Raw genomic sequence first — 11918 nt, forward strand, 5'->3', positions numbered from 1 at the left:
TTATACTCGTGAATGAGTCTTTGATACTCGTGGACGAGTCTTTGATACTTGTGAATGAGTCTTTGATACTCGTGAATGAGTCTTTTATACTCGCGGACGAGCCTTTTATACTCGTGGATGAGTCTTTGATACTCGCGGACGAGCCTTTTATACTCGTGGATGAGTCTTTGATACTCGCGGACGAGTCTTTACAGTAATTTAGGTGAGAGAATCAGGATCTATGCCGAGCGATCGCAACCGTTCTCGTAATAATTGGGTTTCTCGCTGTGCTTGTTGAGCTTTTTGTTCTGCTTGTTGAGCTTTTTGTTTTGCCTGCTGAACTTCTAGTTGAGCAAGTTTTTTGTCTTCTTCTGGTGTTAAAAACCTTTGTCCTTGTTGGTTATACCAATACATCCACTCCCGTGGTATGCCTAGATAAATTCCTCGTTCGATGCCAATTCCTAAACCTATTTCTGGCAACCAAACTGGATTTCCATCATGTAATTCATAAGTATTGTTAACTAATTTGTAAACTTCTAAACGTGGCTTACGGCGACGAAATGGGTTGTAAACTACATAATACAAAATTCCCAATCTTGCATACTCTGCTTTTTTGGTCGAGTACTCACCACGGTATGTTTTAGATACTACCTCCAAAACTAATATCGGTAGTTTCTTCTCTTCCCAAAGCACGTAACTGGGACGGAGGTTTTCATCATAAAATCGCTCTACGCCCAGACTCAAAAACCCATCTGGTACTATTGGCGGTAAGTCTGGGTCATAATAAATACCCATATCTACGCCAAAAAACCAATCCATGCGTTCAGGCCAAGCCATTGCCAAAAGCGCTTTAAGTAAACCGGGAATCAAATCTTGTAATTCGTTATCCACTGGGGTGTCGTCAGAGTCTGGTAGTTCCTCTGATGAGGGCAAACAAGCTAATGGATCGTAATTTAGCATGATGGGCTGACTGTTTTTCGGTGATTAAGCTGTTACGCATACAACTTGCATTATCAGGGCGGGCTTTTCGGCTCACCCCACAATCATATTGAAAAAATATTAGTGCAAATTAAAGGCGCAACAGCTTAGTACATCTTTATTTTATTAATAAATTTTGATAGCAATTTAGAAGAACGCGAGAGTGTGATTTAACGTGAATTCAACAAATCTCTCCCTGCTTTGCAATAGCAATACTCAAAACTATTTCAAACAAATCCAATCGCCTTGTACTTGAGCGATCGCACCACCAGGAAATGGATCGGTTTGCGATCGGTTGGGCGCTATAATTAAAGCCGTTAATTTTTCAATGTGTTCAAAACTAGGAGCATCAGTCAGTATTTGCTGCAACACCTGACGCATCACCCGGCGTTGCAGTGCCAATGGTGCTTTCTGCAATACCCGACGATTTAACCTCAAGGGAAGAAGAGTAAGAGAATCTTCTTCATCCCCAATGCCCGTTTCCATAGCCTTTTCACGCAACTGCTGGGCAGCTTTTTCCAAATATTCCACTTCCGCTTGGAGAAGTTCTGCTGTTTGGGCTAGGGCTGATTCTACTTGGGGATTGAAATTTTCCCGTAAATATGGTGTTAATTCTTGGCGAATGCGGTTGCGGGCATATTGCAAATCTTGATTGGTGGAATCTTCCCAAATTGGTAATTTAAATTCTTGACAAAATTGCTCTGTTTGTATCCGAGTAATTTCTAAAAGTGGACGTACTAACACAATGCCTGTACTTAGAGGGCGTTGCCAAGTTAGGGCTTGCAAACCATCAGCACCAGTACCGCGAATTAAATTGTAGAGGAGAGTTTCGGCGCGATCGCTCTTCGTGTGTCCTGTAACTATATATTGATAATTATTTGCTTTGGCGATCGCACTTAAAGCTTGATAGCGCCAATTGCGTGCAGCAGCTTCACTATTTATCGGTTTGTTTGCTGTTTCTAAATAAAAAGATATACCCCAAGTTTTTGCTAAGTTTTCGACGTGGTTAGCATTAGCTTCGGAGTCAGAACGCCAGCGATGATCGCAGTGAGCAATACCTAAATACCATCCCCATTTGAGTTGTAAGTCTAAAAGTAATTTTATTAAACACAGAGAATCTTGTCCGCCGGAGACAGCGATTAATAGCCGCTGGTTTCGCTCAAATAAGTGGCGCGATCGGATTGTGCGATGGATTTTTGCATGTAAGGGAGTCCATACCATTTTATGTTTTCAGCGCACACAGACACAGATAATTTTCTATTATATCTGTATATATCAACTTGGGTATTAGTTTTTACCTTCATTCAATTGCTGTCGAAGGTCGTCAAGGGGAGAGTTTTCGTGTTTAATGTCTAATCGATTATCTTCGATTTCAGTTTCGTCAGGGCAAAATTCTAAGCACACTCTAATTTTACCTGTTCGCCATTGTTGACCGGGTATTAAAATACAACATTCAAATCCTTCTCCAAATACTCTCGATCCTGACGATGTAAAGTGTTCTGCCCAAATTTTTTTGATTTCCTTGAATAACTGAAACACTATTTGAGTGCGGGGTAAATTTTCAAATGCTTCTTGATGAAAATGCACAACGTCATCATCAGGATTTAGAGGTTCCCATTCATCATTCATAATCAATTTCCTGTAACTAAATTTATAGTTCCCAAGATATTGGAATTAATTGTTTGGATTTGACTTACAGCCGCAACTTATTTAACTATCACTGCTAGTTAGGGGAAACTAATGAGGAGTCCTGAGTACAGTTAGGGACTTGGGGAGCGTTGAGCCATTGCTGAGTAGTGATAATCAGCCTGAAGATGGGGTGATAGAGATAATTTACTTAAATAGATAGTGCTAATAAAAACTTAGTATCTATCTCTTACCCAAGGGTAGGGGACATCATTATACATCATAAATTTCTGTTGTAATTAGTGCAGGGTAGAGCTAGCGTAAAGTAGACAATTTGACAATCTTTAATACTAAAACTACTTGGCGTATAGTCATAATCTGTCCACACGCAAGAAGAACGCAAGATACTTAATATATGGTTCAGAATCTCGACTGTCTGTTAATTGCTCAAGCTGTTGTACAGTGTCTGCATGGAAAGCTTATTGCAGAACAAGCTAAATTCTTAGCAACTGTTACTGATGAAAAGTCAGGCTACATAAATAAGCAGAGTCAGTCTGGTGTTTCTCAGGCTCCCAGACTGACTCCTAAGTTCAAAAACATAGAAAGGACTGTAAATGATGAAACCTCAAATTCCATCTATTATCCAACCCCATTTAAAGGTTAAACCAATGGAGACAGAAAGAAAAGCCCCAGAGGAACCCTTCTGGAAGAAACTTCCAAAACCCATTACTGTTAACGTTATTGGTTGGGTGACTGCTTTGGGAATACTCTCGGCTTCGGGAGTGTTGGCAGGAGCCAAATGTGGAAGCCTGCACGTTCAACTTAGCTCTTTTGAGTTGCAACTCATAAAAGGAAGTTGTACACCATTTGATCGACAAATGAAATAACCTACCTCTGCTACTGCTAGGGCAGGTTTATGATGCCTGCCCTTACCTGGGTGATCGCTCCTCACTTCTAGGGGGTAAATTTTCAAATGCTTCTTGGTGAAAATGCACAAATTATCATCAGGATTTAAAGATTCCCATTCATTATTTATAATCAATCTCCTATAGCTAGATTTATTACCCCGTTCACGACTGTTGTAATTGGTGTAGGATCTAAAACGCTCAAAACTAAGCTCCATAAAGGTTTGGGCATATTGCACCTTGTGATAAATGCGGGCTTGGCGTATAGTCATAATCTGTCCGCACGCAAGAAGAACGTAAGACACTTAATATATGGTTCAGAATCTCGAAAGAACACGCCAAAGTGCAAGGTTTCCAGAAACTGCACCGGCTGCTAATCCCGTATTTTTTAGAACCTATAGCCGCCGTACAAAGGCGGGACTTAGGGAAACATGGGATGAGGTATGCGATCGCACTATACTCGGCTTAGTCGAGTTGGGAAAGCTCACTCAAGAAGAAGCTGCCACACTGGATAAGATGCAGCGTAACTTGAAAGCTATGCCTAGTGGGCGCTGGCTATGGGTTGGTGGTACAGACTGGATAACCAAGCCCAAGAACTTTTCCGGCGCTTATAATTGCACCTCTACCAATCTCGAAGACTGGAGTGCCTTCGGGTTAATGATGGATCTGGCAATGATGGGCTGTGGTACTGGAGCCGTCTTAGAACCACAATTTATTAACCAGTTGCCCCCCATCCGTAATCAACTGAATGTCACTGTACAAGGTGAAATTGGCAGCACTCCTGTGCAACAGCGACGTGAATATACTCAAACTCATATACAAGGAAATAACGTCACTATTCACGTTGGAGATAGCCGTGAAGGTTGGGTTGAATCATATCAAACCCTATTAGAACTTTCCAGTAACGAACAATTCTCAAAAGAAGTTGAAGTATTAGTTGATATCAGTGATGTCCGAAAAGCAGGAGAAACTCTCAACGGCTTTGGAGGAGTTGCTAATCCTGTAAAATTACCTGTACTGTATCAAGGGTGTGCATCTATTCTCAATAAAGCTTTAGGACGACAATTAAATTCAGTTGAATGCTGTCTATTAATCGATCAAGCTGCTGTCACAATTGTTGCCGGTAACATACGAAGAAGTGCGGGGATGCGTCAGTTTATTGCTGACGATGAACAAGGAGCCACCGCCAAAGATAACTTATGGCAGCAAGATGAAAATGGCAACTGGCGAATCGATCCTGAGCGTGATGCGCTCAGGATGGCAAACCATACCAGAGTTTTTCACCGCAAGCCGACCTTAGAAGAATGTGTTGGTGCTGTCCGCAAACAATATTACAGTGGTGAGGGAGCGATTCAATGGGCTGGTGAAGCCGTAGCGCGATCGAACATTGATTTGCTGCCAACACAATCTGACAAAGTTGAGTTTTTACAAGCTTATGAACAAGGAACAGCAAAACAATGGTTACAGGAACGTCATTCAAATCTGGATGCTAATGAGTTAGAACATCGTTTAGCTCGCTATGGGCTAAATCCGTGTGGTAAGTGATTTTGCCTCACGTTAAAAACCTCGCAAAAACGGGGAAAGCTGAGATGCTAATCCCGTGGTAATCAAAGGAACTAAAAAGCCTTTGACACCGTACAGCGTAGAGAGTGAAACTAGATTGTATGAGAAATTGTTGTCTAGAATATAATCTCTCCAAGAGTGCGGGGGTGGATGTGAAAAACACTTGTGTTGAGCGGAGCCGAAACACTTTTATAATCTCAAGTCACATTTGCAAAATGTACGCGGAGCTACTGCAAATAATCAAGCAGTAGAACTAGGGGATAAAAAGCCTTTAGGGTAACAAAGAAAGGAAATCATCGGCAGTAATTTTCACTGCAATTTGTCTGAGGTTCACCTTAATCAAATCGACCCACGTAACTATAAAGAACAAGAAGAAGCTTTCACTGCTGGAGCGCTATCTGTAGCAGCACTTTTAAATCACAAATTCCTGGAACCACGCTATCAATACAGCCGTGAATTAGACCCGATTGTGGGAGTTTCTTTTACAGGTTTATTTGATTTCTTTGTCCATGCTTTTGGTGTTGATTGGCTGCGCTGGTGGGAAGCCGGAAGACCTGCAACTCCACAAGGATTAGCTTTCAAGCGCGAGGAAGAGAAATATCTCAGTTCTTGGAGAGATATTGTACATCGCGTAGTTTGGGATTACTGCGATCGCCACAATCTCAAGCGCCCAAATCGTTGTACCACAGTCCAACCGAGTGGTACTAAGGCTTTATTAACTAATGCTAGTTCGGGGTGGCATCCTCCCAAAGCGCAAAGATTCATTCGTCGCATCACCTTCGGCAAAAATGACCCAGTAGCCTTAGCTTGTATTGATTATGGTTACAACGTCATTCCCTCTCAATCTGATAAAGATGAACAAGGCAATTTGCTCAACGATCCCTTCGATCCGCGGGTGAGTGAATGGCTAGTGGAAATCCCTGTTTCTGTAACTTGGGCTGATTTACCAGGGGCTGATAAAATTGATGTTTCTAAGTTTTCAGTCTCAGCCCAATTTGATTTTGTCCTCCAGGTTCAACGTTGGTACGTGACTCACAACACATCAGCTACTTTGGAACTTCGCTCTGATGAAATTGAGCCTTTGGGACAGCGCATTTACGAAACCATTCAGAATGATGAAGGATATATTTCAGCAGCCCTTTTAGCGCGTTTTGACGATTTGCAATCATTCCCACGTTTGCCATTTGAACCAATAAATAAATCAACTTACGATCGCTTAACTCAAGAGGTGAAAGCGCGACGCAAAACAGATGATTTCTGTGCAGTACTAAGCCGCTACGATTTAGGCGAAATGACAGAGGCTGGCCCTAGTGGTTGTGATTCTGATAAGTGTATGTTTCCCGATCGGGAACCAAGCTCATAACGCGAAATGATCGGGGAGTAGGGAGTGGGGGACAAGGAGGACAAGGAGGACAAGGAGGACAAGGGGGACAAGGAGATAAACAAAACTTCTAACTCTTAACTCCTAACTCCTAACTCCTAACTCAGCACTCATTACTCATTACTCATTACTCAACACTGTTTTGCCCAATGCCCCATGCCCAATGCCTAATCCTTTAACACGTTACGATCAATTAAGAAGTAATAATTTTTTACGGCAGTGCCAGGAGTCTTTTTATGTTCATTAATGAATTGTCACCTATATTCAGAGAATTTACTCAGCATCCAGTCTCATTTGTAGGTGGGTTTTTCTCTGGTGTGCTTCGACTCAATCTTGCAGACGATCCAGTTAAAAGCTGGTTAGATAAACAGATCCGCTCAAATAGTTACACCAGCATCACAACGGATGCACATAACGGCAAAGCCAGTGGTCCTCAGCAGATTTCGATTGACTAAAAACTCCAACCTGACATAGTTTAATTTACTACAAAATAAGGAGTCAGTGCTGCCGATGGCAGCGCTGACTTTTACTTTTTATATCAAGTTCGGGTAATTAGTTATGATTTCCAGAGTCATTGCACCCCACCCCCAGCCCCTCCCCGCCTGCGGGGAGGGGAGACGAAGCGTAGCTTTGGCGGGGTGGGGTTCTTGGGGTTTAGTAAGTAATCAAGCGGACATGATATTACAATCAACATCTTGGCATTTGTTACTTTTGCAAGGTGTCTATTGTACTCCTGCAAAGAAGCAAGCTACGTAGAAAGTGTGATGATGAATTACTAATACCATTTATTTGTGAGGCTGCGCCAAATTTTCTTTCTTTGTGACGGCAGTCGCTCATGGGGGAAACCCCCAAGACCTCGCTGCCTCTCCTTTGCGCCTTCTCTAACGAGACGCTGCGCGTAGCAAGATCCCCGAAGGGGTATGCGGTTCGTTTTTCTTTATATGGTTTAGCGCATCTTCATACAGAATTGGTATAACTCCGATTAACTGCGTTGCCAAATTTTAATTGTCTTATCCAAACTGCCGCTGACTAACATTTCACCGGAAGCTGTGAAGGCTAATGCTGTGACTATATTCCCATGACCTGTAAACGTAGCCAGCAATTCCCCGGTTTGTAAATGCCACAATTTGATGGTTTTATCAGCACTACCGCTAGCGATAATTTGTCCATCGGGACTTAAAGCGATCGCATATACCCGATCTCTATGTCCTTTAAGGGTATGAAGTAATTCTCCAGTCTCCAATTGCCAAACTTTAATCGTTTGATCCCAACTACCACTCACAAGCAGTTTAGCATCTGCACTGATTGCTAAGGAACAAACGATGTGAGAATGACCCATGAGGGTATGCAGTGGTTGTGCATCTTTTAAACTTTTGATTCCCGTTTGCGGTGAGGTGCGCCAAACTTTGATTTTGCGGTAGCTACCTGTAACGAGAGTTTCGCCATCTCGACTCAAAACTAGGGAATGAGCAGCTGTATCATCTAAAGAAAGTGCGATCGCAACTTGACGATGCATCAAATCCCAAAAGAGAATTTTTCTGTCATCTCCGCCTGTCGCTAACATTCTGCCATCTGGGGTGAAAGCAGCACACCGCACTACCCCATTGTGTTTGTGCAAAATATCTATCAAGTCTAAAGCGCCTACGTGCCAAAGCTTAATTGTCGAATCTGCACCGCAACTTACTAAAGTCTGTCCATCTGAACTAAAAGCTAGGGAATTCACTTCATCCACCAGCCCAGATATTACCCAAGGATACTCTGATAATGTCTCTATTAATTCGCCCTTGCTTAAATCCCAGAGTTTCGTCTCGCCACGACTACCACTTGCCAAAATGGGTAAGGCTTTGCCATTATTACACCCGGAACTGAAAGCTAGGCAATTAATCCCTCTGGTGTGTCCTTGCAAAGTCTGCCAGCATTCCCAGTCACCGATTATAGCTTTGAGACAATGTTCTGATGGTAGAGTCTGTATTGTATCTGCGATCGCTCTCTCATTAATTACTGGCGACGTGTCTTTTTTACCCATCAGTGATTCTAAATACCAACTTAACCCCCCTGCATATAACAAATTACTCGGAGTGACATACAATTTTGGTTCGCTAAATTCAAGTTGATTTGTAGGTAAAAATCCCGTTATTATACTCTGCTTTTCGTAACCTAAATTACCTGTGGATGGATAAAATAAACAGAGAAAAATTAATACTTGGTGGTTTTTTAAATCTTCTTGAGTAACCGACCACCTAATTTTGTCTTTCTTAATACCATTAAAACTTTCTCCATCAGCAACGTAAACTTGAACACTTAGCTGAGGATGATCCTTGAGTATATAAGGAAATTTACTTTCGCCACCCAAATTTCCCTCGTCATCTAAAATCATGTTTTGCAAAGTATCTTGTGACACCTTTTTTACTAACTTGCCCAAGCGTTCGCTTATTACCCTGTCAACAATATGCTCTCGGAAAAGATAATCTTGGGCTTGTTGTTGGAAGTATTTGGGAAAAGGTATCGTCCAGTCAGGAGGCTCAGGATATTCCGGCGGCGTCGGCGGCGGATTTTTGGCGAGAACTTCTGCTTGTTGACGAGAAAGTTCTTGGAGTCTAGCCAATGGCTCGCCCCAAAAGGCTATAACTTCAGTGTGACAACCTTTAACTTGACTTTCCAGCAAAGATAAGTCATAAGTTTTAGGTTTTTTCACACGTTGAAGGAAGTCAATTTGTTGAGCTTTGAGTAAGCTAATCCAATCCATCTACATTCCTGCGGCAAACTATTGCATACCTACGGTAAGCTATACAAACGCAATTACTCAAGTTTATAACCTTAGTTAATTAAAAATTCAGTAATATTAACAGTCTAATAAAACACAGCCATTGACAAATGTTTCCGGGAAAGAGATAGATGGATAGCACTTAGACATTTCATGAACTGATGCAGTTGAAGTATATAGAATTAAATGATATCAGTCAATTCTAACGGAGATAGAGATCGAGATACTGTTTCTAGAGAAACACTTCTAGCTGCAAAGGAAAGTTAAATTTGAGACGGATTTAAAGATTGCAGTCACGTTAAGTCAGCAAATAGCTACATAAAAATCACCTAGTAACGATAATTCTCGGAAATATCCTCTGAAATCGAAATAAATGGTGAAGATTGGCTAATTTTAACCTTTGCGTTTTTGTTGTTTGGGTGTAGTACTTACATTAGATGAGTCGCCAAAAGTATCCCTTGCTTCGATTTGTTTAATTTTCATTTGTAAGTTCAAGTCATCACTGCTAACAATTGTTTCTAAATTCGCTAATCTCCGTTCTAACAGTTCTATTTGTTGCTGTTGCAAATAGTTAGTTTTGGATTTTTGCTCATCAGAACGCCAAACAGCAACTGTACCAACAGCGGCGCCACCAATTGCAACTAAAGGAAGAATAGCACCGCTTCTAGTAACGGCTGACAGTGGCACGCAAACTCCCAGAATGGCAACTGTAATTACCCAAATTCTTGTGGTAGCAGATAATCTGACATCTTGGTATTGTTCGAGATTGGGTTGAGATTTTTTAGCCATAAGTTTATCCACAGAAAAGTTATTTGCTACATTTGCACAAATGTTTACTAAATTACTTCCTACAATGGGGTTAAGTATAATTGCTATCCTAATATTATTTTTGTAATTATGATTACTCAGTTATTTGCGATCGCTAGATTAGGATTGCTGGGAGTAGTTGTACCTGGGCAATAGAATAATTTTCGGAAAATGATATTAGGAAGAACCAGATGACAGTTGATAATTTTTTCCAAGCTGCTAAAATTGAGGGTTTCCAGTCTCCTTACGATACCATTCACCTGAAAATTTTCTATCCAGCACAGATGTCGAGTCAGGTAGAAATAAATAGGGAAATTTTGCCAGTTGATTTAGAAAAGGCACCTTTTCCAGTAGTGATTTTCTTCAACGGCTTTAACTGTGATGCTCAACAATATCAATGGTTGGCGGTTAAACTCGCTGAACGTGGATTAGTGGTGATTCTCTTTAACTGGATTGCAGAAGTTATGCCAGGAATAATTAGTCTGACTCCAGGGATTGATTTTGAAAAGAGGAAACCAACAATTTATCGTACTGTTCCGACTGCTTCGGCTTTGCCTGCACTGCTAGCGAAAGTAGAACAGTTACAGTCCGAGGGGATTTTAGCTGGAATGCTCAATCTACAACGAATAATTTTAGGTGGACACTCCGCAGGTGGTAGAGTAGCAATCGAAAATGCCGATCCTGATTTTTTCCCTCAAATTGCAGGATCTTTTGGCTATGGTTTACACACTGCGGGAACGTTATTACAGGGGTACGAGGCAGATACTATCTTACCTTTACCAGATTCCCTACCACTTCTACTGATGGGAGGAACCCGCGATGGAATAATTGCGAACGGCAGCGATCGCTATGGTATAAGTCCTGGAAATGCTACCACCCCAGTCATCCGTACATTCCAAGAAGCAATTACTGGCGGACGAAATGATAGCTATCTACTACTTTTGGAAGGGGCAAATCACTTTTCGATAGTTGATCGGCTAGACTCCACCTTAAAGACACCCTTGTTGGACTTTCCCGCCACCCAACCCCAAGAAAGCTTCCGTTTGCTGATAAGTGAAATCATTAGTTTGTTTATTGACACTCATGTTCGCCATCAACCAGAAGCATCTCGGTCGCTTGAGCAATTATTAAATACTGCCAATCCTCTGATAAAATCCTTTGAGCGTAAATAATTAAATTTATTATGACAAGTGCATCTTATATTTTTCTAGCTGGAGCAAGTCGCGGGGTTGGTCGAGAAATTGCTCAATATCTCACAGCACAACAGCTAAAGGTTAAAGCACTCCTGAGAACAGCAACAGTTGCTAGTGAACTAGAAGCAATGGGTATTGAAATAGTTCAGGGAGATGCCTTGAATCTTGGCGATGTCGAACGCGCAATGCTGACAGATGCACCTATTCACACTGTTATCAGTACAATTGGCGGTGTACCATCAGATGTAGAAAGGCCGGATTATCCTGGTAACAGAAATCTGATCGATGCAGCAGTTAAAGCTGGAGTACAAAAGTTTATTCTTGTATCTTCCATAGGTGCTGGCAATAGTGTTGTTGCTGCCTCACCCCAAGTTTTAGAGGTACTGGGAAAAGTTTTAGCTGAAAAAGACAAAGCCGAACAACACTTAATTGCCAGTGGACTCACCTATACAATCATCCGTCCTGGTGGACTAAAGTCAGAACCAGCAACGGGTAATGGCGTTTTAACCGAAGATCCGCACATTATTGGTAGCATCAATCGTGCAGATGTCGCGCAGTTAGTTGGTCGCTCCTTAAATAGCCAACGTACCAATAATAAAATATTGTCAGCCGTAGACCGAAATATGCTGTTTGGGCAAAGAGAATTTGCAGAATTTAGTTTGGGTTAGTGCCCCAAAAGCTTCTTCTCAATGCCCAATGCCCCATGCCCAATGCCCAATGCC

General features: G+C 41.7%; 10 protein-coding genes and 2 pseudogenes. 7 read left to right on the forward strand and 5 right to left on the reverse strand.

The genetic code is table 11. The features are described 5' to 3' along the window. Positions 1-198: 198 nt before the first annotated feature. From RMZ42_RS31185 to RMZ42_RS31195, 3 genes are all read right to left on the reverse strand, one after another. The gene (locus RMZ42_RS31185; RefSeq protein ID WP_322675054.1) at positions 199-939 is read right to left on the reverse strand and encodes a Uma2 family endonuclease; all 741 of its coding nucleotides are present in this window, start codon (positions 937-939) and stop codon (positions 199-201) included. Between the two features lie 240 nt (positions 940-1179). Then, positions 1180-2178: a tRNA lysidine(34) synthetase TilS gene (tilS, locus tag RMZ42_RS31190; protein ID WP_322675055.1), complete on the reverse strand. Its 999-nt coding sequence runs from the start codon at positions 2176-2178 to the stop codon at positions 1180-1182. A gap of 66 nt (positions 2179-2244) precedes the next feature. Then, positions 2245-2586, reverse strand: a complete 342-nt coding sequence (locus RMZ42_RS31195) for a KGK domain-containing protein (RefSeq protein ID WP_322675056.1) — start codon at positions 2584-2586, stop codon at positions 2245-2247. 412 nt (positions 2587-2998) lie between these two features. Here RMZ42_RS31195 and RMZ42_RS31200 point away from each other — a divergent pair, with 412 nt between their 5' ends. The 5 genes and pseudogenes from RMZ42_RS31200 (at position 2999) to RMZ42_RS31220 (ending at position 6887) form a co-directional block, all read left to right on the forward strand. Beyond that, a complete protein-coding gene (locus RMZ42_RS31200) occupies positions 2999-3247 on the forward strand; it encodes a hypothetical protein (RefSeq protein ID WP_322675057.1) in 249 nt (82 codons plus the stop codon). Between the two features lie 4 nt (positions 3248-3251). Next, positions 3252-3470: a hypothetical protein gene (locus tag RMZ42_RS31205; protein WP_322675058.1), complete on the forward strand. Its 219-nt coding sequence runs from the start codon at positions 3252-3254 to the stop codon at positions 3468-3470. Between the two features lie 330 nt (positions 3471-3800). Continuing rightward, positions 3801-5030: pseudogene (gene nrdJ, locus RMZ42_RS31210) on the forward strand (ribonucleoside-triphosphate reductase, adenosylcobalamin-dependent); the annotation flags it as partial. Positions 5031-5340: 310 nt separating this feature from the next. Then, positions 5341-6414: pseudogene (nrdJ, locus tag RMZ42_RS31215) on the forward strand (ribonucleoside-triphosphate reductase, adenosylcobalamin-dependent); the annotation flags it as partial. Between the two features lie 254 nt (positions 6415-6668). Further along, positions 6669-6887: a hypothetical protein gene (locus tag RMZ42_RS31220; protein ID WP_322675059.1), complete on the forward strand. Its 219-nt coding sequence runs from the start codon at positions 6669-6671 to the stop codon at positions 6885-6887. Positions 6888-7414: 527 nt separating this feature from the next. On the opposite strand, the gene RMZ42_RS31225 is transcribed toward RMZ42_RS31220, so the two are convergent. Beyond that, a complete protein-coding gene (locus RMZ42_RS31225) occupies positions 7415-9178 on the reverse strand; it encodes a WD40 repeat domain-containing protein (protein WP_322675060.1) in 1764 nt (587 codons plus the stop codon). A 411-nt stretch (positions 9179-9589) separates the two neighbouring features. After that, complete coding sequence (locus tag RMZ42_RS31230; protein WP_322675061.1) at positions 9590-9985, reverse strand: hypothetical protein; 396 nt, start codon at positions 9983-9985, stop codon at positions 9590-9592. A gap of 209 nt (positions 9986-10194) precedes the next feature. Here RMZ42_RS31230 and RMZ42_RS31235 point away from each other — a divergent pair, with 209 nt between their 5' ends. Then, complete coding sequence (locus RMZ42_RS31235) at positions 10195-11175, forward strand: dienelactone hydrolase (RefSeq protein WP_322675062.1); 981 nt, start codon at positions 10195-10197, stop codon at positions 11173-11175. Positions 11176-11186: 11 nt separating this feature from the next. After that, positions 11187-11864 carry an SDR family oxidoreductase gene (locus RMZ42_RS31240; RefSeq protein ID WP_322675063.1) on the forward strand — a complete coding sequence of 226 codons (678 nt, stop codon included), beginning with the start codon at positions 11187-11189 and terminating at the stop codon, positions 11862-11864. Positions 11865-11918 lie beyond the last annotated feature (54 nt).

It is taken from the genome of Nostoc sp. DedQUE05, assembly GCF_034530955.1.
GTDB lineage: Bacteria > Cyanobacteriota > Cyanobacteriia > Cyanobacteriales > Nostocaceae > Nostoc.

Excerpts from the sequence above, each read along its gene's own strand:
- RMZ42_RS31235 (WP_322675062.1), top strand. The coding sequence starts at position 10,195 with ATGACAGTTGATAATTTTTTCCAAGCTGCTAAAATTGAGGGTTTCCAG.
- RMZ42_RS31220 (WP_322675059.1), top strand. The coding sequence starts at position 6,669 with ATGTTCATTAATGAATTGTCACCTATATTCAGAGAATTTACTCAGCAT.
- RMZ42_RS31185 (WP_322675054.1), bottom strand. The coding sequence starts at position 939 with ATGCTAAATTACGATCCATTAGCTTGTTTGCCCTCATCAGAGGAACTA.
- RMZ42_RS31230 (WP_322675061.1), bottom strand. The coding sequence starts at position 9,985 with ATGGCTAAAAAATCTCAACCCAATCTCGAACAATACCAAGATGTCAGA.
- RMZ42_RS31225 (WP_322675060.1), bottom strand. The coding sequence starts at position 9,178 with ATGGATTGGATTAGCTTACTCAAAGCTCAACAAATTGACTTCCTTCAA.
- tilS (WP_322675055.1), bottom strand. The coding sequence starts at position 2,178 with ATGGTATGGACTCCCTTACATGCAAAAATCCATCGCACAATCCGATCG.
- RMZ42_RS31200 (WP_322675057.1), top strand. The coding sequence starts at position 2,999 with ATGGTTCAGAATCTCGACTGTCTGTTAATTGCTCAAGCTGTTGTACAG.
- RMZ42_RS31240 (WP_322675063.1), top strand. The coding sequence starts at position 11,187 with ATGACAAGTGCATCTTATATTTTTCTAGCTGGAGCAAGTCGCGGGGTT.
- RMZ42_RS31205 (WP_322675058.1), top strand. The coding sequence starts at position 3,252 with ATGGAGACAGAAAGAAAAGCCCCAGAGGAACCCTTCTGGAAGAAACTT.
- RMZ42_RS31195 (WP_322675056.1), bottom strand. The coding sequence starts at position 2,586 with ATGAATGATGAATGGGAACCTCTAAATCCTGATGATGACGTTGTGCAT.